Below are 20,190 nucleotides of genomic sequence, written 5' to 3'. Positions count from 1 at the left end.
GGGCGGATGCGGGAATGGCGGACCGGCCGTTGGCTCGAAGGCGGCACAGGGTCCGTGACCGGCGGCGCGTCGGGCGCCCCGCCCGGTGCCGCGCCTCCGGGAGTCGTCCGCGATGCCCCTCCCCCGCCGCCCCCGTCCGGCCCTCGGCGCCTCTGGCGGTGACGGCCGCCCTGGCGACCGCGCTCGCGGTGGTTCCGCAGGCCGTCGCCGTGGCGGCCCCTCCGCCACCGGCCTGGTCCGCGCCGGGCGAGGCCGACGGGGAGGACGGCTCGCAGCCACGACCTCCTCGACGATGGGTCCGGCGCCCTCGGCCTCCGCATCGGCGTCGGCGGAGGCCTCGGCCGTCCCGCACGTCCCGGCCTCCCCGCTGCCCTCGCACGGGGTCCGGGGCGGGATCGGCGGGGGGGTCGAGGAGTGGGGCACGGTCACCACCGTGGGCGGCGGAGCCCTGGTGGCGGCGGCGCTGGGCGGCGCGTGGTGGCTGTGGCGGCGGGGAACGGCGGACGCGCGGGAGTGAGCGGGCGTCAGGGTGCGGCGGCGCCCGCGGGTCCGGCCTCCTCCGGCGCGCCGGCGAGTTCGTCCAGCGCCTCGGTGAGCCACGTCGTCCAGAAGGTCTCCAGCTCGATCCCGGCACGCAGGACGATGTGGCGCAGCCGGTCCTCGCGCGCCCGGTCCAGCGCGGGCGGGAAGTCGCGGCGCTCGATCGCGTCGTACTCGGCGAGCTGCGCCCGGTGCAGCGCCAGATGACGGCGCAGCTCCTCCTCCAGCCCGACCCCGCCGACCACGGCGGCGGCGCGCAGTTTCAGCAGCAGCGGGTCGCGGACGGTGCGGGGGTCCTGGGGTTCGGCCGCCCAGCGGGCCAGTTCGTCGCCGCCCGCCGGGAGCACCTCGTACTCCTTGCGGCGGCCCCGGGTGGGTTTCTCGGAGGGAAGGGCGCGGATGAGTCCCTCGCGCTCCAGACGGCCGAGCTCACGGTAGATCTGCTGGTGGGTGGCGGACCAGAAGTAGCCGATCGACTTGTCGAAGCGGCGGGTCAGCTCCAGTCCCGAGGAGGGCCGTTCGAGCAGGGCCGTGAGGATCGCGTGCGGCAGGGACATGGGCCAATTCTAGGGAGTACGCGAGGCCGTCCCGGCCGGACGGCCGCCCGCGCCCGGCAGGCGGCCCGGGAGCGGGCGGACGCCGCAGGTCAGAGTGTTGCCGCCAGTTCGGTGCCCTGCTTGATGGCGCGTTTGGCGTCGAGTTCGGCGGCGACGTCGGCGCCGCCGATCAGATGCGGGGTGCGGCCCGCCGCGCACAGCTCCTCGTACAGGTCGCGGCGGGGTTCCTGGCCGGCGCAGAGGACGACGGTGTCGACCGGGAGGGTCCGCCGCTCGCCGTCGACGGTGAGGTGCAGGCCCTCGTCGTCGATGCGGTCGTAGGCCGCCCCGGCGACGGTGGTGACGCCCCGGTGGCGGAGTTCGGTGCGGTGGATCCACCCGGTGGTCCTGCCGAGCCCCGCGCCGACCTTGCCGGTCTTGCGCTGGATGAGGTGGACGGTCCGCTCGGTGACGGGGAGTTCGGGGTCGCGCAGACCGCCGGGGGTGGCGTACTCCGTGTCGACGCCCCAGTGGCGGAAGTACGTGGCGGCGTCACGGGAGGCGCCGTCGCCGCTGTCGGTGAGGTGGGCGGCGACGTCGAAGCCGATGCCGCCCGCGCCGATCACGGCGACGCGGCGGCCGACGGGGACCTGACCGCGCAGCACGTCGAGGTAGCCGACGACGGCCGGGTGGTCCACGCCGGGGATGGCGGGGACGCGCGGGGTGACGCCGGTGGCGAGGACCACCTCGTCGTACGCGTCCTCGGGCAGGTCGGCGGCGGTGACGGGCTTGCCGAGCCGGACGTCGACGCCGTGCTCGGCGAGCTGGACGCGGAAGTAGCGGACGGTCTCCTCGAACTCCTCCTTGCCGGGGACGCGGCGGGCGACGTCGAGCTGGCCGCCTATCTCCTCGGCGGCGTCGAGGAGGGTGACGGCATGGCCGCGCTCGGCGGCGGAGACGGCGCAGGCGAGCCCGGCGGGTCCGGCGCCGACGACGGCGATCCGTTTGCGCAGCCGGGTCGGGGCGAGCACCAGTTCGGTCTCGTGGCAGGCGCGCGGGTTGACCAGGCAGCTGCTGATCCGGCCGCTGAAGGTGTGGTCGAGGCAGGCCTGGTTGCAGCCGATGCAGGTGTTGATGGTGTCGGCGCGGCCGCGCGCGGCCTTGGCGACGAAGTCGGGGTCGGCGAGGAAGGGCCGGGCCATGGAGACCATGTCGGCGCGCCCCTCGGCGAGGAGTTCCTCGGCGGTCTCGGGGGTGTTGACGCGGTTGCCCGTGACGAGCGGGACCGTGACCGCGCCCATCAGCCTGCGGGTGACCCAGGTGAAGGCGGCGCGCGGGACCTGGGTGGCGATGGTGGGGACGCGGGCCTCGTGCCAGCCGATGCCGGTGTTGATGAGGGTGGCGCCGGCCTCCTCGACCAGCTTGGCGAGGGTGACGACCTCCTCCAGCGAGGAACCACCGGGGACCAGGTCGAGCATGGAGAGGCGGTAGACGAGGATGAAGTCGTCGCCGACGCGCTCGCGGACCCGGCGGACGATCTCCAGGGGGAAGCGGACGCGGTTCTCGTAGGAGCCGCCCCAGCGGTCCTCGCGGTGGTTGGTGCGGGCGGCGATGAACTCGTTGATGAGGTAGCCCTCGGAGCCCATGATCTCGACGCCGTCGTACCCGGCGGAGCGGGCGAGGTCGGCGGCCCGGACGAAGTCCTCGATGGTCTCCTCGACCTCCTCGTCGGTGAGGGCGTGCGGGACGAAGGGGTTGATGGGGGCCTGGAGGGCGCTGGGGGCGACGAGGTCCTGGTGGTAGGCGTAGCGGCCGAAGTGGAGGATCTGGAGGGCGATCTTCCCGCCCTCGCGGTGGACGGCGTCGGTGATCACACGGTGTTCGGCGGCCTCGGCCCCGGTGGTGAGCCGGGCGCCGCCCTCGGCGGAGCGGCCCCGGTCGTTGGGGGCGATGCCGCCGGTGACGATGAGGCCGACGCCGCCGCGGGCGCGGGCCGCGTAGAACTCCGCCATCCGCTCCAGGCCGCCGGGGGCCTCCTCAAGGCCGGTGTGCATGGAGCCCATGAGGACGCGGTTGCGCAGGGTGGTGAACCCGAGGTCGAGCGGGTTCAGCAGATGCGGGTAGTCACTGGCGCTGCTCATGGCGGCCCTCCGTACGGCGATGTCGTACGGACAGTTCTAAAGGACGGCCGCCCCGTTGTGCAACTAGTTGCAGAAGGGAGTGGCGGCGGTCACGCGCTATGCGCGGTGGGCGCCGGTGTCACCGCTCTCGCCCTGGTCTCCGGGGGTCTCGAACCCGAATCGCCCGGGCTCGCCGGAGGCACCGCGCCGGCCCTCACCACCTTCTTCACCCCCTTCACTCCCGTCACGTTCGTCACGGAGTTGCGCCACGTAGCCGAGGGGGAGTTCGCCGTCGTCGACGGTGATGGCCTCGACGGCGCCGGTCTCGGGGTCGATGTCGGCCTCGACGCCGGAGCCCGCGTAGCGCGGGTAGCCGCTGGCGCCGAGGTCGCCCGTGGCCTCGACGCGGGCCTCACGGATCGGGGAGCCGTGTTCCGGATGCCCTTCGGCGTCGGCGAGCTGCGGCTTCAGGACGACGGTGTACCGGCGGGGGTTCTCGCTCATCTCACTCATGCCGCAAGGCTAGTGGCCGGGGCGCCCTCGCCGGGCGCGGCACGGAGAGGGGCGCAGGCCCGACACCCGGAAGGGGTGGCGGGCGGGGCGGCCCGGGGCAGGTGGGCCCGGAGGGAGAGCCGCGCCCCCTTCATACGGGGGGGGGTATAGGAGAGTTCCGTTCCGGCCGGCCTCTCCGCCAGGAGGGCGCCCGCTCCGCTTCCGGAGGGCGTCCGGCGCTTCCGCCGGGAGGGCGAGACTCTGCCCGCCCGCGCGCACCTTCCCCACCATGCTCCAGGAGGAGGCTCCCGTGATCATCTCCCCCGCCGGGCCTCCCCGCCCGTGAGGCGTCGAAGACGCTCGTGCTCGACGTCCGGGCGCCGGGCGAGTTCGCGGCCGGGCACCTGCCCGGTGCGGTGAACCTGCCGCTCGACAGCGTTCCGGCACTGCCGCCCGAACTGGCCGACGCCGCCGGGCGGCGCGAGCTGTTCGTGGCGTGCGCCGCCGGCCGCCGTCGCCGGGACAGCGGCGACCGGCGTCGAGGGTGGCACCAGCGGCTGGACCGCCGCCGGGCTGCCGGTGGAGTCCGGGCCCGCTCCGGCGCGCGACGTGGGCGATGGACCGGCAGGTCCGCCTCGCCGCCGGACCCCTGGTCCTGCTCGGGCTCGGCCCGGGACGCCGCGCTCCGAGGGCCGGCTGCTGTCGGCCGGGGTGGCGGCCGGTCTCGTCCACTCCGGCCTCGGCAACACCTGCGGGATAGCGGCACTGCTGGGCAGGCTGCCCTTCAACCGGCCGGGGCCCGGGGGTCTGGACGCGGCTCGCGAGGGCCTGCGCGGCTGACCGGTCCCCTCGCCCGCCCCGGGGTTCGGCTGCGCCACGGCTCGACCGTGGCGGCCCAAGACGGCCTCAAGCGCTGGCCGGGCCGGGTTTTGGCTTCTGACCGTCTCGACCGTGCCGGTCACGGACGGCCTTCATCGCCGGCCAGGCTCTGGGGATCGCGTTCGTCCGCGGGGTGGCGCGGGCGGGGCCGTCGCCGAGCACCGTTTCGTGGCCCGCCCCACTGGGGGCGGGCCTTTCGCGTGCCCTTGACAGGTTCCGAGCCAGGCGAGACGATACGTATCGTTGCGCTTGCCATCGGGGGCAACGCTCCGTTCAGCCGACCCAGGGAGTACGTATGACACCGACAGCACCGGCCGCCCGCAGCCACTGGGTCGAGACCGCGCCGGGGGTCCGCCTCTGGGTGGAGGAGCACGGTGAACCGGACGCGCCCGCCCTCCTTCTGGTGATGGGCGCAGCCAGTTCGGGGCTCGCCTGGCCCGACCCCCTCGTGCACGGTCTGGCCCAGCGCCACCGGGTGATCCGCTACGACCACCGGGACACCGGCCGGTCGACCTGGTCCTACGCCGAGCAGCCGTACGCGGTGGCCGACCTGGCGCGGGACGCGGTGGCGGTCCTCGACGGCCTCGGGGTGGAGCGGGCGCACGCGATCGGCATGTCGCTGGGCGGGATCCTGGTCCAGTTGCTGGCCGCCGACCACCCGGACCGCCTGCTGAGCGCCACCGTCTTCGGCACCTGTGCGGCCAGCGAGGCGCCCTGGACCAGGCCGGACGGGACGCGGGTCTCTCCCGCCGACCTGCCACCCGTCGACCCGCGGCTCCTGGAGGAGTGGTCCCGGCCTTTCGAGGAGCGGGACGAGGAGGCCGAGATCGAGCACCGGCTGCGCCACTGGAAGCTGCTCAACGGCGACCGGATCCCCTTCGACGAGGCATTCTTCCGCGACCAGGAGCAACGCGTCATCCGCCACACGGGCCACAGCGGTGCCAGCCAGGCCCACGCCCTGGCCGACCAGTCCCATCTGGTGCGCACGGACGAACTGGCCCGCAACGAGGTGCCGTTCCTGGTGCTCTCGGCCCCGGCCGACCCGGTGTACCCGCCCGAGCACGCCGCCCACCTGAGCCAGGTGGTCGGCGGCGCCCGGCTGGAGGAGATCCCGGATCTCGGCCATGCCCTGCCCCCGGCCGTCTGGCTCCCGCTGGCCCGCGCGATCGAGGAGCACACCGCGCGCGCGGGAGCCTGAGGGCCCCGAGAGCGTGGCTTCGCCGCCCGCCTCAGCGCAGCCGGACGGGCAGGCTCCGGACGCTGTTGCCGACGAACCCGGCGATGGGCGGCAGCGCCTCGTCCGGCTCGGCGAGCGCCAGCGTGGGAAACCGGGCGAAGAGGCGCTCCAGGGCGACGGTCGCCTCCAGCCTGGCCAAAGGCGCGCCGAGGCAGTAGTGGGGGCCGTGGCCGACCGAGAGGTGGCGGGGGCCGGTGCGGGTGACGTCGAAGCGGTCGGCGTCCGGGCCGTGCGCGGCGGGGTCGCGGCCGGCCGCGGCGTACCCGGCGAGCACCGGCGGGGATCACCGTCGGCCCGAGGGTGAACTCCCTGGTGGCGTAGCGGAACGGGAAGGCGCTGACCGGGCTGTCCCAGCGCAGGGTCTCCTCGACGGCCTGCGCCCAGGTGGCCCGCCCGCCGAGGACGAGGTCGAGCTGGTCGCGGTGGGTGCAGAGGGCGCGGACGGCGTTGGTGACGAGGTTGAGGGTGGTCTCATGGCCCGCGACGACCATCAGGAGCAGGATGCCGAGGAGTTCGGCGGAGTCCAGCCGTCCGCCGCCTTCGTCCCGGGCGGCGATCAGGGCGCTGGTGAGGTCGTCGCCGGGGTCGGCGGTCCGGGCGGCGACGACCTCGCCGAGCAGCGCGAGGAGTTCGCGGTTGGCGGCGAGGGTCTCCTCGGGTCCGGCACCGGTGGCGACCACGCGCTCGGAGAGGGCGTGCAGCCGGGCGTGGTGTGCCGGGTCGGCGCCGAGGAGTGCTCCGATGACGGCCATCGGCAGGGGCGGGGCGAAGTGGCGTCGCAGGTCGGCGGTGCCGTCGGCCTTGGCCGCCGCCTCCACCGCGTCGAGCAGGCTGTCGGTCAGCGCGACGATCCGGGGGCGCAGCACCTCGACGCGGGGCGGGGTGAAGGCGGCGGCGACCGGTCCGCGCAGCCGGCGGTGGTCGGCGCCGTCGGCCGTGGTCATGCCGGGGACGGTGGCGAAGGTGCGCAGCGGCCAGCCGTCGGGCACCCGCCCTTCCTGGAGGTCGGTGAAGTGGCGGGGATCCTTGGCGACCTCGGGGTGGGCGAGGAAGGCACGCAGCTCCTCGTGGCCGAGGACGGCCACGCCCGCGATCTCCCCCGGCAGGTACCACGGCCCCCCGGGCGAGGAGCGCGGCGTTGTCGGCGTGCGGGCAGCCGCCCCGGGCCTCATCCGGTAGGGCTCGGGGGCCGGGGCGCCGTCCTGTCGGAAAGTGGGGTCGGTGGCCACCGTGTGCGTCTCGTCCGGCCGGGCGCCGTCCGGGCCGGCCGTGGCGCTGCGTCGGCCGAGGGACGGTCGAGGGGGCACCACCCTACGCGGGCGCGAACCGCCCGTCAGCGCTTCGGGAGGTCCCACCCCCGGACGCGCGGCGGCCCGCCCGGTGTCGGTGGACACCGGGCGGGCCGTGACGGAGCGTCGCCTTACGGGGTCAGCAGCTCAGGTTGTCGCCGGGCTCGACACCGAGGACGTCGGTGAAGCTCTCGTAGAGGTCGATACGGCTCTGGACCTGGCCGGGATTTCCGCCGTCGCATTCCAGGCTGCCGTTGATCGCGCGAATGGTCTCGCCGAATCCGGCGCCGTTCACCATGGCGTCGTGCGGCGTCATGGAGCCGGGTCCGGACTGGGTGTTCCAGTACCAGAGTCCGGTTTTCCAGGCGACGGATGCGTCATTCTGGACGAGATCGGGATTGTTCAGGAGATCGATTCCGAGGGCGTCGCCCGCGGCCTTGTAGTTGAAGTTCCAGCTGAGCTGGACCGGGCCGCGCCCGTAGTACTTGTCGTTGCCGGCCGGGCAGCCGTAGGGCTGGGTGCTGTCGCAGTAGTGCGGGTAGTTCGCCTCGTTCTGCTCGACGATGTGGACGAGCCCGCCGGTCTCGTGGCTGACGTTGGCGAGGAACGCCGCGGCCTCCTGCTTGCGCACGGTGTCGCTGCCGGAGCCGGTGAAGTCCGGGTAGGCGCTGAGCGCGTCGGTCAGACCGGAGTAGCTGTAGAAGGAGTTCCGGTTGGGGAACATCGAGTCGAACTGCGCCTCGCTGACGACGAAGTCGTCGGCCGCGCGGGGCTCCGCCTGCGCGGTGGGCCCGAGGGCGAGGACGGAGAGCGTCAGCGCGGAGGCGGCCGCGGTCAGCAGCCCGATGAGGCGGGTACGCATGGGGGTCACTCCTTGGTCCGGCCGCCGCCGCGCCATCGGCGGCGGCCCGGGGGATCAAGCGGGGGGAGAGGAGAGCCGGCCGCGGCGAGGAGGGGCCGGGCGGGCCGTGGGTACGCCCTCGGGCGTACGGACCTGCGGACGGTGCGGGTGCCCCACCGCGGCGGACGGCGCGTGTCCGCCCGCCGCGTACGCCCATGGGGTCCCCGGTCCCGAGGAGCCCCGGCCCCCGGCCGTGCGGCACGGGTGACCGGGGCTGCGCACGTCAGCTGACGTTGACGTCGATGCAGGCGTAGAAGGCCTGCGCGGTGTCGGCGACGTTCCACACGGCGAGCACCTTCTGCTGGCCCTTCAGGCCGCCGAAGTCCACCTGGTGGGTGACGGTGGCTCCGGGCTTGGCGCCGCCGTCGTCGACCTCGGCGATCTTCTCGCCGCCCACGAAGTACTGCCAGGTGGTGGTGGCGTGCTGCGCGGTCAGCGTCCACTGGAAGGTGGTGTTGGAGGAGACCGGGGTGACCGTCCAGCCCTTGGAGTCGTCGTCGAGCTCCGAGAAGCGGGAGTTGCCGCCGCTGCACGAGGTGAGGCCCTTGGGGCCTTCCACCGACTGGGGCTCGTAGGTGATGTCACCACAGCTCACCGTTCCGGCGGCGCACTGGGCCTGGCGGCTCGGCGGGTCGGAGATGTAGCCGTGGGCGCTGGCCGTTCCGGCCGGGAGGCTGAGCGCGAGGGCGGGGGCGACGATCGCGCCGACGAATGCGGCGCGCTTCTTGAGACCACGCATGAAGAAACTCCTTCACTTCGTCCGGTTGGGCGCACCTGATTCGTGGGGGAATCCCTGGCGCGCTTCTCCGGCGACGGGTGTGGGGACCTGGAAGTGCAAGGCCGGTGGGAATTCCCTTTTGCAGGCAGGGGCCAACTGGCCCCCGGCGGAGGGGAATTCACCACTTGGACTAGACCATACAGGCCGTCACGTACGCGTCAAGGGCGATGCGGAACGAGCGCCTCTCCCCCGTCGGCGGCCACCGGTTCGGCCCGGGAACGCGACGGGCCCGCCGCCCGGCCCCGCCGTGGGTGCGGCTGGGGAGCGGGCCGGGGCCGAAAGCGCGGTCGGACGCTGCAGGTGGCGTCCGACCAGAAGCGGGAGGAACGGTGGCCGACGTGGGGTGTGGCCGGGGTGGCCCGGGCCGAGGATGCCGTTGAAGCCGTGGTGGGGGGCCTGCGTGGCGAGGGTGCACAGGGAGGGCGGGCTCACGCCCAGGTCGGCGGAGTCGCCGTAAAGGTGGCGGCTGTCGCTCGCCCCGCCGGCGGCGGCGTTGCGCGCCCGGGCGAAAGTTGGGCTTGAGCGTGACGACACCGGGGTGATCCGTCACGAGGCCGGGGCCCGGATGGGCCCACCGCAGGCCCACGGAGCAACGCCGCGGGCCCGGCCTGCGCGGGGCAGGCCGGGCCCGAGAGGTGCGGCGCCGTACGCCGGGGTGTCAGCCGCTGGTACGGGCGGCGTCCGGGGCGGCTTCGGAAGGCCGGCCCGCGGTGCCGTCGGACTCGGCGGCGTCCGCGCGGTCGGCGGGAGCCTCCTGCGCGGCCGCCTCGACGGGTGCCGCCGGGGCCGGGAGCGGAGCTCCGGCCTTGCGGGCGGGCGAGAACCGGCGGGCGATCGGCTCGGTCCAGCGGGCGGCGAGCGGGCCGACGATGACCAGGATCAGCACGTACGCGGTGGCGAGCGGGCCGATGCGCGGCTCGACGCCGACGGCGAGACCGGCGATGACGATGGAGAACTCGCCGCGTGCGACCAGGGTGCCGCCGGCCCGCCAGCGTCCTGCGGGCTTGATACCGGCCCGGCGGGCGGCGTAGTAGCCGGTGCCGATCTTGGTGAGGGTGGTGACGACGGCGAGGATCAGCGCGGGCACGATGACCGGCGGGATCGCGGCCGGGTCGGTGCTCAGGCCGAAGAAGACGAAGAAGACGGCGGCGAACAGGTCGCGCAGCGGGGTGAGGAGGCTGCTCGCACCCTCGGCGACCTCACCGGAGAGGGCGATGCCGACGAGGAAGGCGCCGACGGCGGCGGAGACCTGGAGCTCCTGGGCGATACCGGCGACCAGCAGCGTCAGGCCGAGCACCACGAGAAGCAGCATCTCGGCGTTGTCGGAGGAGACCGCGCGGCTGATCAGGCGGCCGTGCCGCAGGGCGACGTACAGGACGGCGCCGACCGTGCCGAGTGAGATGAGCAGGGTGACGCTGCCGCCGGCGAAGCTGACACCGGCCAGCAGGGCGGTGAGGATCGGCAGGTAGACCGCCATCGCCAGGTCCTCGATGACCAGGACGCCGAGGATCACCGGGGTCTCACGGTTGCCGAGCCTGCCGAGGTCGCCGAGGACCTTGGCGATGACGCCCGAGGAGGAGATCCAGGTGACCCCGGCGAGGGCGACGGCGGCGACGGGGCCCCAGCCGAGCAGGAGCGCGGCGGCGGCGCCGGGCAGCGCGTTGAGGGCGAAGTCGACCGCGCCGGACGGGTACTGCGTCTTCAGGTTGGTGACCAGCTCCGAGGCGCTGTATTCCAGCCCCAGCAGGAGCAGGAGCAGGATCACCCCGATCTCCGCCCCGGTGGCGACGAACTCCTCGCTGGCCTGGAGCGGGAGGATCCCCCCGTGGCCGAAGGCGAGTCCGGCCAGGAGGTAGAGGGGGATCGGAGAGAAGCCCACCCGCCCCGCGAGGCGTCCGAGGATCCCGAGAGCGAGGATGATCGCCCCGAGTTCGATGAGCATGGCAGTGGTGTTGTGCACGGGCTTCTATCCTCCGGTGATCAGTTCGGCGACGGCGTCCACACCTTCGCGGGTCCCGACGACGACGAGGCTGTCGCCGATCGCGAAGCGGAAGTCGGGGGTCGGCGAGGGCACGGCGGCGGTGCGGCGCAGCACGGCGACGATGGAGGCCCCGGTCCGGGTGCGGGCCTGCGTGTCGCCGAGGGTGCGGCCCGCGTACGGAGAGCGCTTGGTGACGGGGATGTGCTCGGTGACCAGGTCGATCTCCATGTGGTGCTGGAGGTGGGCGACAGGGCCGGGGGTGAGCAGCGGTACGAGCGCGGCCGCCTCGTGGGGTTCGAGCGGGGCGGCGTCGCGGCAGTTGTCGTCGTCCTCGGGGTCGTGGAACGCGAGGATGCGGCGGCCGTCGTGGTGGACGACGACGGAGAGGTGACGGCCCGCCTCCGTCTCCAGGTCGTAGCGGGTACCGACGCCGGGCAGGGCGGTGCGGCGGGTGTGGGCGGTGGGCTCCATGGCGGGCTCCAGATGAGGCGCGGGTGACGGAACGCGGATTCCGTCGGCGCGTCCGGGCAGGGCGGTGCGACGGCGGTTTCCGAAGGGGATTGTGTATCACCCGCGGGGGTCAGAACACGTCAGCCCCGAATTCGCCGGACCGGGTCCGGGTTCGGGGGACCTGGCGCACCGGGCGGCGCGCGCGGTCAGAGGCGACGCTGTGTCAATAACGGGATACGCGCGCCGGGCCGCCGCAGCGATCCGGGACGCTGTCGCGCGGCGCGTTGTCGACCCGGTGTGACCTGGGAGGACACGGGGCACAGGGCGCGTCGGCGGCGACGGGCGGCGACGTGAGGCGGTGACTGGCGCACCTCATGGTCCCCCCTCGCCGTGCTGTGGAACGGGGCGCGCATTTCCCTGGAGAAAAGGGGCCCTTGTGGAGTGAGCAATTGCCCGCTCAACGGTGCGCAACGACTCGGTAAAGGATTGTAGCGCAAGGAAAAATGCGCAAAGGAAATACATGCGGATAATACGGGAGAAACTCGATGGGGAAATGCCCCGAGTGGGGCACCCGGCCGCAGACCGGCCGACGGCCCGTCACCCGGCCGCCCGGGTCCGGCCCTCGGGCCGCCACGGCCTGCGTACGCCCCGCTCCCCCAGCCGTCGGCCGGGGGCCGTCCCGTGCGCCCCGCTTGCGCGGGGCCAGGGCTGAGCCCCGGCCGGCTCAGGTCAGCGGGGGCTGAACAGGCCGCGCGGGCGCGGTCGGTCGGGGTCGAAGAGGTGGGCCGCGATGCCCGCCACGACCAGCCCGGTGGCGAGCAGCAGGCCGTGCCCGATCCCGATGCCCACGCCGAGGGCGGTCAGTCCCGCCAGGAGGAGCAGCCAGGCGCGTCCCCGGCGGTACTCACGGGGTGTGCAGGGCTCTCCGGCGTCCATCGCCTCGCTGAAACGGGGGTCCTGGGCGCGCAGACCGTCCTCCAGTGCGCGCAGTTGCGCGTCGTGGGCCATGCCGTGTGCCATCGGTACTCCTCCCCCGCTTCCTCGCGGGCCGCTCCGCCGCCCGGCTCTCGCGTCCGTGCGCCACCCCGGTCCGTGGACCGCCGACGGCGCCCGCCCGCGCCGCCCGCCTCCGTACGGCCGTCCTGGTCCGGCCCGTGCGCCGTCACTCGCACGTCCGGTCCTCGTGGCCGCCGGGTGGGCCGTCACCGCCCTGCCGGAGCGATTCCGGTGGTTCCGGACCGGTCCCGGTCGAGAGGGTTCCGGTCCGGATTCCATGATCGTCGGCGGGGGCTCCGGCGGCCATCGGGTCCGGCACCCATATCCACGGGTCCGCAACGTGCAGTCGGGGCGGGTGGCGCCCCGGGTGCGTGGGTGCCACCACTCACCGTGGCGGGGGCCGGCGTCCACGCGGCAGGCCGCACCGCCGGCCCGGCGGCACGCGTGGGGGCCCGTGGCCCGGCCGGGGCGTGGACCGGCGATAGTGGGGGCACGAACGGAAGGGTGCGAGCGACGTGACGCATGACAGGAACGAGGGCCGCGAGGCGGTCCTGTCGCTGTTCTGGCGGATCTTCCTGCTGAACGCGGCGGTCCTGGTGGCGGCGGCCGCGCTCCTGCTGCTGGGCCCCATCACCATCTCCACCCCGGTGCTGCTCACCGAGGCGCTGATCCTCACCGGCGGGATCGCCTTCATGCTCACCGCCAACGCGGCGATGCTGCGGATCGGCCTGGCGCCGCTCCAGCGGGTGACCCGGGCGATGACCACGATCGACCTGCTGCGCCCGGTCCCCCGCACCGAGGTGGTCGGGCACGGCGAGATCGCCGACCTGATCCGTACCTTCAACACCATGCTCGACCGGCTGGAGGCGGAACGCGCCGCGTCGAGCGCCCGTGCCCTCTCCGCGCAGGAGGGCGAGCGGCGCCGGATCGCCCAGGAACTCCACGACGAGGTGGGCCAGACCCTCACCGCCGTGCTGCTGGAGCTGAAGCGGGTGGCCGACCAGGCCCCGGGGCCGGTCCGCGACGAGCTGCTGACGGTGCAGGAGATCACCCGGGGCAGCCTGGACGAGATCCGGCGCATCGCCCGCCGGCTGCGGCCCGGGGTCCTGGAGGAGCTGGGCCTGGTCAGCGCCCTGAAGTCGCTGACCACCGAGACACCCACGCCGGACGGGCTGGTCATCAGGCACCACCTGGAGCCCGACCTGCCGCAGCTGGGGCAGGAGGCCGAGCTGGTGGTCTACCGGGTCGCCCAGGAGGCGTTCACCAACACCGTCCGGCACGCCGCGGCCTCCCGGCTGGAGCTGCGGCTCGCCAGGACCCGGCGCGGGGTGGAGCTGCGCATCCGCGACGACGGCCGGGGCGTGGGTGACAGCCCCGAGGGCGCCGGGCTGCGCGGGATGCGCGAGCGCGCCCTGCTGATCGGCGCCGGTCTCCAGGTCGGGCGCCCGCCGGGCGGCGGCACGGAGATCCGGCTGTCCGTCCCCACCGGCCTGCCGGCGCCCGCCGGGCCGGACCGGACGCGGGCCCCCGCGGCCGCCGCCGCCGACCCGACCAGCCCCGCACGCCCCGACGGAAGCGACGGAAGCCCCTGATCATGTCCGAGTCACCGAAGACCCGCATTCTGCTCGCCGACGACCACGCGCTGGTCCGCCGGGGGGTGCGGCTGATCCTCGACAGCGAGCCCGACCTGACCGTGGTCGGCGAGGCCGGGGACGGCGCCGAGGCCATCGAACTGGCCCGCGCCGAACAGCCCGACCTGGCCATCCTGGACATCGCCATGCCCCGGCTGACCGGTCTCCAGGCGGCCCGTGAGCTCTCCCGCCTCCAGCCGCAGCTGCGCATCCTCATCCTCACCATGTACGACAACGAGCAGTATTTCTTCGAGGCGCTGAAGGCGGGCGCGGCGGGGTACGTGCTGAAGTCGGTGGCCGACCGGGACCTGGTGGAGGCGTGCCGGGCGGCCATGCGCGACGAGCCGTTCCTCTATCCCGGGGCGATCACCGCGCTGATCCGCAACTACCTGGAGCGGGCCAAGGACGGCGGGGAGCTGCCGCCGAAGGCCATCACCGACCGCGAGGAGGAGATCCTGAAGCTCGTCGCCGAGGGCCATTCGTCGAAGGAGATCGCCGACATGCTGGTGATCAGCGTCAAGACGGTGGAGCGCCACCGCGCCAACCTCCTGCACAAGCTGGGCCTGCGCGACCGGCTGGAGCTGACCCGGTACGCGATCAGAGCGGGCCTGATCGAGCCCTGACGCCCGCCCTCCGTACGCCGCGGCCTCCGGACGCCACCCCGCCCAGGGACTGGTGCCGGATACGCCCCCCGGCCGATCCGGAGGTGATACGTCCGCATTACCGTGGGTCCGGGTACCCGCCCGACCCGCCGCCCGATCCGTCCGACCCGAGGAGCCTTGGCATGACGAGCCCGACCGAGACCCGACGCACCGAGCTGGTCGAGCAGCTCATGGAGCGGTATCCGCACGTGCCACGGGAAGCGGTCATCAAGGAGGACCTGCTCCGCGGTGGTATGGCGTTCGACCCGTCCGCGCTCAGCGACAACGAGGGCGGCGAGGTCAAGCCGAAGTCGTACTTCATCTTCTCCTTCGACCACGGCACCCTTCCCGAGCTGGGCGAGGCCGCGCTGCGCCGCCCGCCCGAGGAGATCGTCCTCACCGGCGGCCCCTACGACCTGCGGCGCACCGTCGTCTCGGTCCGCGTCAACCCGGCCTCTCCGTACCGGGTGGCGGCGGACGCGGACGGCGTGCTGGGCCTGTACCTGGACGGGCGCCGGATCGCCGACGTGGGCCTGCCGCCGATGCCGGACTACTACCGGCACACGCTGGCCAACGGCAAGTCGGTGATGGAGGTGGCGCCCACCATCCAGTGGGGCTACCTCGTCTACCTGACGGTCTTCCGGGTCTGCCAGTACTTCGGCGCCAAGGAGGAGTGCCAGTACTGCGACATCAACCACAACTGGCGCCAGCACAAGGCGGCGGGCCGCCCCTACACCGGGGTCAAGCCGGTCGAGGAGGTGCTGGAGGCGCTGGAGATCATCGACAGGTACGACACCGCCCGCGCCTCGACGGCGTACACGCTGACCGGCGGGTCGATCACCTCGCAGGTGCAGGGGAAGGACGAGGCGGACTTCTACGGGCAGTACGCCAAGGCCATCGAGGACCGCTTCCCCGGCCGCTGGATCGGCAAGGTCGTCGCCCAGGCGCTGCCCAAGGAGGACGTGCAGCGCTTCTACGACTACGGCGTGCGGATCTACCACCCGAACTACGAGGTGTGGGACCGCCGGCTCTTCGAGCTGTACTGCCCGGGCAAGGAGCGCTACGTCGGCCGGGACGAATGGCACCGCCGCATCCTGGACTCGGCGGAGGTCTTCGGCGCGCGCAACGTCATCCCCAACTTCGTGGCAGGCGTGGAGATGGCGGAGCCGTTCGGCTTCACCGACGTCTCCGAGGCGATCGACTCGACCACCGAGGGGCTGCGGTACTTCATGTCGCGCGGCATCACCCCGCGCTTCACCACCTGGTGCCCCGAGCCCACCACCCCGCTGGGCAAGGCGCAGCCGCTGGGCGCGCCGCTGGAGTACCACATCCGGCTGCTCGACTCCTACCGGGCGACGATGGAGGAGTTCGGCCTCTCCTCCCCGCCCGGTTACGGTCCGGCGGGCGCGGGCCGGGCGGTCTTCTCGGTCAGCTCCTTCATGGACAGCCTCCGCCCCGGCTCCGAGGCGCCCGAGCCGGTGTCAGGGCGCAAGACCTGACACCGGAGCGGGCCCGGCGCCGCCACTCGCGGTGGCCCCGGGCCCGGCCGACGGCAGGGTCGCCCGTCATGAACGACTGGGCGGGGGCCGGATCGGCAGTGCGCTGCGGGGTGCGAATCCGACGGTGCCGCGGCGGCTGTCGGAGCTCCCGGGGCGCGGCGGCCGGCGTTTTGCCGCGCTGCGGCAACGAACCGTTGCTATGCGAGGTTCGATGGTCAGGCGTGCAATGGTCAGGCGTGCAATGGTCAGGCAGTAAGGAGCCGAATCTTGCGAGGCGGTGGCATGAGCGAGGAGGAGGCGCGCACCCCGCGGGACCCGTGCGCCAGGTCCGGTGAGCGGGTGATCGGACTGATCGCCGAGCCGGGTGTGGCCGAGGATGTGGCACACGACGTGGCGGAGGACTTGCCCGAGGTGTTGCCCCGGTGCGCGAGCGGGGACGGCTCGTCCGGTGCGGGGTGGCGGGTGGAGGTCGTCGGCCACGTGCTGCCGCTGGACGCCTCGGGAAACCTTCGGCTCCTTGAGGTCGCCCGTGAACAGCGGCGTCGCCATTGGGACGCGGCGGTCGTACTGACCGAGCTGCCTCGCCGGGTGGGGACCCAGCCCATTCTGGCCGACTGCGTGCCCGCGCACTCCGTAGCCCTTGTCTCGCTGACCGCGCTGGGCGCCTTCGGCGTCCGCCGGAAGACGCGGAGACTGCTGGCCCATCTGATCACCACCTACTTCGCGCCCGCGGCGAGCCCGGACACCGGTGACCTGCCCGCCGGGGCTTGGCGTCGCGCGGCTCTTCCCCGCGGCTACCGCACGGTCGACGAGCGCGAGCAGCAAGAGGAGGGGAAGCGGGACGCCGGGCAGATCGTCGAGACCAACGTCGACCTCGGGGGCGCCGGCCTGCACTACGCACTGCCGGAGCGGCGCGGACGGGCCCGGCTGCTCGCGGGCATGGTCCGCGCCAACCGCCCGTGGCGCTTGGTGCCGTCCCTGTCACCCGCGCTGGCCGGTGCCCTGGCCGGTGCCGCCTTCGGCATCTTCTATTCGAGCATCTGGCAGCTCTCCGACGCCTCCAGCATCGCCCGCCTGGCGCTCGTCACGGTGCTCTCGACGAGCGCCATGACCGCCTGGCTGGTACTGACCAACGGCCTGTGGGAACGCTCGGCCGACGCGCGGACGCGCCGCTTCTCCCGGCTGTACAACGCGGCGACCCTGCTCACCATCGCCAGCGGCGTGGCGATCATGTTCATGTTGCTGTTCGCGGCCACGTTCCTGGGCGCCTGCGTCGTCATTCCGACCAGCTACCTGTCCAGTACGCTCGGCCACCCGGCGGGGCTGTCCGACTTCGCCACCCTGGCCTGGCTGGCCGCCTGTCTCGGGACGCTCGCCGGCGCTCTCGGCTCCGGCCTCGCCGACGAGGAGACCGTACGACGGGCCGCCTACAGCGACCGCGAACGCGAACGCCAGGACCGACGCGCGGCCGCCGAAGACCGCGCCGAACAACAACCGGGCCAGACCTGAGTCGGAGATTCGCGCAAGCAGGCTCGCAGTACTCCGGCCGACGGGTCGGTGGTTGGTCCGTCTCGGGCGGGTCCTGGTGAGGCGCGGGAGTGGGTGGCGCCTCGGCCTGAGGGGATGACGCGGGCCTGTCGGTGGGTGCCGCGGCGCGCAATGTGCGGCACAACGGGCTTGGGCCGCTCTCCGGGCTGGAGGGGGCCCTCTTGAGGGTTCGGCTTCTCGGCCCGGCCTCAGGCGCCGGCCGGGGCTCCGGAGCGGGGGCGACGGTCCCGTACACCGAGCTGTGCACCTCCTGCAGCCGTGGCTCCGAGGCCGGTGGCGGGAGCTGGCGTCCCGGCGGCCGGTGGACGCGAGGGGCCGGCTGACCCCCAAGGCGAACCCGGCGCCGGGTCTCCCGGCTCGCGTCGAGGCTGGTTCGGGCGCACGGTGGAAGGAACGTAGGGCGCGCCGAACGAGAGGAACGGCCTCCATGAGCGACACCACTCCGAGCCAGGCGGAAGGCGAGCGGGACGAGGAGGAAACGCGGGGGGCGGGAGACTCCGCGGGACACGGCGGCGAGCAGCCGGCGCGGACGACGCCCTCCCAGGCGGAAGGGGACAGGGACGACGAGGTTGACGACCGGTGAGGACACGGCGTGTTGCCACCGTGGCCCCGTCGCCGGCGGAGCCGGTCGCGTCGGTGGTACCGACCAAGGCCGACCCGGCCCACGGTCCGCCGAAGTCGGAGGGGGAGGCCGCGTCCTCCGAGTGCTGCCGCGCCTCCGCGGCGGCGGACGGTGGCGCGGCCGTTGTACGAGCGTGCAAAGCCGCTGGTGAGCGAGGCGAGACGATTGACCCCCGACCTGCCTGATCACGGACCGGTGCGGATCACTTTCATCGGTAACGCGACCCTGCTCATCGAGTACGGCTCGTTGAAGCTTCTCACCGACCCCAACTTCCTGCACCGGGGCGAGAGGGCCTATCTGGGCAACGGGCTCTCCTCCCGACGGCTTCTCGACCCGGCCCTGGAGCTGAGCGAACTGCCCGACCTCGACGCTGTGGTCCTCTCCCATCTGCACGGGGACCACTGGGACCGGCGGGCGCGGCGGGGGCTGGCCAAGGACCTGCCGATTCTCACCACCCCGCACGCTTCCCGGCGGCTGCAAGGTCTGCACGGTTTCTCCCGTGCGGTGGGGTTGCGGAGCTGGCAGTCCGAGACGGTCGTCCGCGAGGGGAGCCTTGTACGGGTGACAGCCCTTCCCGGCCGCCACGGCCCCGCCATGGCCCAAGTGGTGCTGCCGCCGGTCATGGGCAGCCTCTGGGAATTCGGCGCGGTGGGCCGCGAGCCTGCTGTCCGTCTGTACATCACCGGAGACACGGTGATGTTCCCCGGCGTTCACGAGATCGCCCGACGCTGCCCGGAGGTCCATCTGGCCGTTCTCCACCTCGGTGGGACGACGTTGCCCGGAGGAGTGCTGGTCACGATGGACGCACGCCAAGGCGTGGACATGGTCCGAGCTCTGGGGCTGCGCAAGGTTCTGCCCGTGCACTACGAGGAGTACGCAGTGATGCGCTCTCCGCTAGGCGACTTCTTGGCCGCGGCCGACGACCACGGTCTCGGCGACCGGGTTGTACGGTGCCGGCGTGGCGAGCAGGTGCTGCTGGACGCAACCGGCGCCACGTCGCCCGCCGCCCCGCGCCAGGACGAGTGGTGACGCGCTCGAACACCCGCCCCCTGCCCGGTGAGCGCGGTGCGCCAAGCGCGGGGCGACTGTCGCGGCGGGTCTTTCGCCGCCGGGCATGACCGGGCGTCCAGGTCGGCTGGGGCGCCGCCGTCGCCATATTCGCGTAGGCGCCGTTGCGGGCTTCGTTTGTGGGTGCCCTGCCATCTGCGGCAGCGACAACAAGCCGAAGGGGATGCTCACCGAGCGCGACATCGCGGTCAAGGTGCTCGGCGCGGGCAAGGACCCCTCCGCCGTCACTGCGGGCGCGCCCAGGGCGAGGCCGTCATCCTCGGCGCCGACGACGACACCGAGGGGATCATGACCACGATGACCGGGCACCGGGTGAGAAGGCTGCCCGTCATCGACGGCCAGACGTGGCCCCGGCTCTTTCCGACCCGCAGGTCGGCGACCTGCTCGAAGCCCCCTCCACCGAACTGACGCCTCACAACGGTCTCCGGCGGAGAGCTGAACCAGATCACCACCCAGCTCTCCTCCGGCTTCGCCCCTCTCTTCGGCAGACCCGACTCAGCGACGGACGACAGGCTTCCGGGACCGGCGCGACCTGCCGACACGAGCACCACAAGAGGGTCCCTCTCTCCGGGAGAGAGGGACCCTCTTGCGCTGGATCAACCGGGTGACCCGACCTGAAACATCTACTGATGTCCGCCACCGCTCTCGTGACCGCCCTTCTGGTCGGCCTCGGAAGCGCGCTGCGGGTCGTTGGCGAAGTTGCCACCGCTCTCGTGGCCGCCCTTCTGGCCGGCCTCCGAAGCGCGCTGCGAGTCGTTGGCGAAGTTCCCGCCGCTCTCGTGGCCGCCCTTCTGGCCGGCCTCCGAAGCGCGCTGCGAGTCGTTGGTGAAGTTTCCGGAGTTGTCGGACGCAGCCATGACTGCTCCTTCCCCTCAGGTCGCTCTAGTTGTATTGACCACGAGCATTGTTAACGCCGACGGGTCTTGATCATGGCGAAGACCTCCGGTGTGGTGGAGGTGTCGAGTCTTCACCGCACGGAGGT

The 20,190-nt window shown here is 73.3% G+C and carries 18 protein-coding genes and 3 pseudogenes; 9 read left to right on the top strand and 12 right to left on the bottom strand.

Annotated features, from left to right (window positions below):
- Positions 1–292: 292 nt before the first annotated feature.
- On the top strand, positions 293–517 hold the full coding sequence (locus ACFWMZ_RS22235; RefSeq protein ID WP_383203646.1) for a hypothetical protein: 225 nt from the start codon (positions 293–295) through the stop codon (positions 515–517).
- 7 nt (positions 518–524) lie between these two features.
- On the opposite strand, the gene ACFWMZ_RS22230 is transcribed toward ACFWMZ_RS22235, so the two are convergent.
- From ACFWMZ_RS22230 to ACFWMZ_RS22220, 3 genes are all read right to left on the bottom strand, one after another.
- Complete coding sequence (locus ACFWMZ_RS22230) at positions 525–1,097, bottom strand: PadR family transcriptional regulator (protein WP_383203643.1); 573 nt, start codon at positions 1,095–1,097, stop codon at positions 525–527.
- 89 nt (positions 1,098–1,186) lie between these two features.
- The gene (locus tag ACFWMZ_RS22225; protein ID WP_383203640.1) at positions 1,187–3,217 is read right to left on the bottom strand and encodes an FAD-dependent oxidoreductase; all 2,031 of its coding nucleotides are present in this window, start codon (positions 3,215–3,217) and stop codon (positions 1,187–1,189) included.
- Positions 3,218–3,313: 96 nt separating this feature from the next.
- Positions 3,314–3,709, bottom strand: coding sequence for a hypothetical protein (locus ACFWMZ_RS22220; protein WP_383172044.1), 396 nt, complete (start codon positions 3,707–3,709; stop codon positions 3,314–3,316).
- A gap of 341 nt (positions 3,710–4,050) precedes the next feature.
- On the opposite strand from ACFWMZ_RS22220, the pseudogene ACFWMZ_RS22215 reads away from it, so the two are divergent.
- Positions 4,051–4,528, top strand: a pseudogene (locus tag ACFWMZ_RS22215) (rhodanese-like domain-containing protein).
- 334 nt (positions 4,529–4,862) lie between these two features.
- On the top strand, positions 4,863–5,765 hold the full coding sequence (locus tag ACFWMZ_RS22210; RefSeq protein WP_383172046.1) for an alpha/beta fold hydrolase: 903 nt from the start codon (positions 4,863–4,865) through the stop codon (positions 5,763–5,765).
- Positions 5,766–5,796: 31 nt separating this feature from the next.
- On the opposite strand, the pseudogene ACFWMZ_RS22205 reads toward ACFWMZ_RS22210, so the two are convergent.
- The 7 genes and pseudogenes from ACFWMZ_RS22205 to ACFWMZ_RS22175 form a co-directional block, all read right to left on the bottom strand.
- Positions 5,797–6,976, bottom strand: a pseudogene (locus tag ACFWMZ_RS22205) (cytochrome P450).
- A 256-nt stretch (positions 6,977–7,232) separates the two neighbouring features.
- Positions 7,233–7,955, bottom strand: coding sequence for a chitinase (locus ACFWMZ_RS22200; protein WP_383172048.1), 723 nt, complete (start codon positions 7,953–7,955; stop codon positions 7,233–7,235).
- Positions 7,956–8,217: 262 nt separating this feature from the next.
- Positions 8,218–8,733: a lytic polysaccharide monooxygenase auxiliary activity family 9 protein gene (locus ACFWMZ_RS22195; protein ID WP_383172050.1), complete on the bottom strand. Its 516-nt coding sequence runs from the start codon at positions 8,731–8,733 to the stop codon at positions 8,218–8,220.
- Between the two features lie 329 nt (positions 8,734–9,062).
- Positions 9,063–9,267: pseudogene (locus ACFWMZ_RS22190) on the bottom strand (D-Ala-D-Ala carboxypeptidase family metallohydrolase); the annotation flags it as partial.
- 163 nt (positions 9,268–9,430) lie between these two features.
- Entirely contained in the window at positions 9,431–10,732 is a 1,302-nt protein-coding gene (locus ACFWMZ_RS22185) for a cation:proton antiporter (RefSeq protein ID WP_383203637.1), read from the bottom strand.
- 6 nt (positions 10,733–10,738) lie between these two features.
- Positions 10,739–11,224 carry a cation:proton antiporter regulatory subunit gene (locus tag ACFWMZ_RS22180; RefSeq protein ID WP_383172054.1) on the bottom strand — a complete coding sequence of 162 codons (486 nt, stop codon included), beginning with the start codon at positions 11,222–11,224 and terminating at the stop codon, positions 10,739–10,741.
- Between the two features lie 708 nt (positions 11,225–11,932).
- Positions 11,933–12,223: a DUF3040 domain-containing protein gene (locus ACFWMZ_RS22175; protein ID WP_383172056.1), complete on the bottom strand. Its 291-nt coding sequence runs from the start codon at positions 12,221–12,223 to the stop codon at positions 11,933–11,935.
- A gap of 527 nt (positions 12,224–12,750) precedes the next feature.
- Between ACFWMZ_RS22175 and ACFWMZ_RS22170 the strand changes: the two genes are divergently transcribed.
- The 6 genes from ACFWMZ_RS22170 (at position 12,751) to ACFWMZ_RS22145 (ending at position 19,169) form a co-directional block, all read left to right on the top strand.
- Positions 12,751–13,791 (top strand): HAMP domain-containing sensor histidine kinase, encoded by a 1,041-nt coding sequence (locus ACFWMZ_RS22170; RefSeq protein WP_383203680.1) that lies wholly within the window; start codon positions 12,751–12,753, stop codon positions 13,789–13,791.
- 2 nt (positions 13,792–13,793) lie between these two features.
- Positions 13,794–14,453, top strand: a complete 660-nt coding sequence (locus tag ACFWMZ_RS22165; RefSeq protein WP_383172058.1) for a response regulator — start codon at positions 13,794–13,796, stop codon at positions 14,451–14,453.
- A 161-nt stretch (positions 14,454–14,614) separates the two neighbouring features.
- The gene (locus ACFWMZ_RS22160; RefSeq protein WP_383172060.1) at positions 14,615–15,970 is read left to right on the top strand and encodes a radical SAM protein; all 1,356 of its coding nucleotides are present in this window, start codon (positions 14,615–14,617) and stop codon (positions 15,968–15,970) included.
- Positions 15,971–16,252: 282 nt separating this feature from the next.
- Positions 16,253–17,479 carry a hypothetical protein gene (locus ACFWMZ_RS22155; RefSeq protein WP_383203634.1) on the top strand — a complete coding sequence of 409 codons (1,227 nt, stop codon included), beginning with the start codon at positions 16,253–16,255 and terminating at the stop codon, positions 17,477–17,479.
- Between the two features lie 466 nt (positions 17,480–17,945).
- The gene (locus tag ACFWMZ_RS22150) at positions 17,946–18,101 is read left to right on the top strand and encodes a hypothetical protein (RefSeq protein ID WP_383203631.1); all 156 of its coding nucleotides are present in this window, start codon (positions 17,946–17,948) and stop codon (positions 18,099–18,101) included.
- Positions 18,102–18,263: 162 nt separating this feature from the next.
- Entirely contained in the window at positions 18,264–19,169 is a 906-nt protein-coding gene (locus ACFWMZ_RS22145) for an MBL fold metallo-hydrolase (RefSeq protein WP_383203628.1), read from the top strand.
- A 263-nt stretch (positions 19,170–19,432) separates the two neighbouring features.
- Here ACFWMZ_RS22145 and ACFWMZ_RS22140 read toward each other — a convergent pair whose 3' ends face one another.
- Together ACFWMZ_RS22140 and ACFWMZ_RS22135 are read right to left on the bottom strand one after the other, a co-directional pair.
- Positions 19,433–19,624 (bottom strand): hypothetical protein, encoded by a 192-nt coding sequence (locus tag ACFWMZ_RS22140; RefSeq protein ID WP_383172068.1) that lies wholly within the window; start codon positions 19,622–19,624, stop codon positions 19,433–19,435.
- A gap of 207 nt (positions 19,625–19,831) precedes the next feature.
- Positions 19,832–20,065, bottom strand: a complete 234-nt coding sequence (locus tag ACFWMZ_RS22135) for a general stress protein (protein ID WP_383203625.1) — start codon at positions 20,063–20,065, stop codon at positions 19,832–19,834.
- Between the last annotated feature and the right edge of the window lie 125 nt (positions 20,066–20,190).

It is taken from the genome of Streptomyces sp. NPDC058373 (assembly GCF_042723275.1).
Taxonomy (GTDB): Bacteria; Actinomycetota; Actinomycetes; order Streptomycetales; family Streptomycetaceae; genus Streptomyces.
The sequence above is the reverse complement of the archived record's forward strand: the minus strand, read 5'-3'. Positions and strand labels throughout refer to the sequence as shown.

Coding starts and splice junctions, on each gene's coding strand:
- ACFWMZ_RS22195 (WP_383172050.1), bottom strand. CDS start 8,733: ATGCGTGGTCTCAAGAAGCGCGCCGCATTCGTCGGCGCGATCGTCGCC.
- ACFWMZ_RS22155 (WP_383203634.1), top strand. CDS start 16,253: ATGAGCGAGGAGGAGGCGCGCACCCCGCGGGACCCGTGCGCCAGGTCC.
- ACFWMZ_RS22200 (WP_383172048.1), bottom strand. CDS start 7,955: ATGCGTACCCGCCTCATCGGGCTGCTGACCGCGGCCGCCTCCGCGCTG.
- ACFWMZ_RS22175 (WP_383172056.1), bottom strand. CDS start 12,223: ATGGCACACGGCATGGCCCACGACGCGCAACTGCGCGCACTGGAGGAC.
- ACFWMZ_RS22225 (WP_383203640.1), bottom strand. CDS start 3,217: ATGAGCAGCGCCAGTGACTACCCGCATCTGCTGAACCCGCTCGACCTC.
- ACFWMZ_RS22235 (WP_383203646.1), top strand. CDS start 293: ATGGGTCCGGCGCCCTCGGCCTCCGCATCGGCGTCGGCGGAGGCCTCG.
- ACFWMZ_RS22160 (WP_383172060.1), top strand. CDS start 14,615: ATGACGAGCCCGACCGAGACCCGACGCACCGAGCTGGTCGAGCAGCTC.
- ACFWMZ_RS22165 (WP_383172058.1), top strand. CDS start 13,794: ATGTCCGAGTCACCGAAGACCCGCATTCTGCTCGCCGACGACCACGCG.
- ACFWMZ_RS22230 (WP_383203643.1), bottom strand. CDS start 1,097: ATGTCCCTGCCGCACGCGATCCTCACGGCCCTGCTCGAACGGCCCTCC.
- ACFWMZ_RS22180 (WP_383172054.1), bottom strand. CDS start 11,224: ATGGAGCCCACCGCCCACACCCGCCGCACCGCCCTGCCCGGCGTCGGT.
- ACFWMZ_RS22210 (WP_383172046.1), top strand. CDS start 4,863: ATGACACCGACAGCACCGGCCGCCCGCAGCCACTGGGTCGAGACCGCG.
- ACFWMZ_RS22150 (WP_383203631.1), top strand. CDS start 17,946: ATGAGCGACACCACTCCGAGCCAGGCGGAAGGCGAGCGGGACGAGGAG.
- ACFWMZ_RS22135 (WP_383203625.1), bottom strand. CDS start 20,065: ATGGCTGCGTCCGACAACTCCGGAAACTTCACCAACGACTCGCAGCGC.
- ACFWMZ_RS22220 (WP_383172044.1), bottom strand. CDS start 3,709: ATGAGTGAGATGAGCGAGAACCCCCGCCGGTACACCGTCGTCCTGAAG.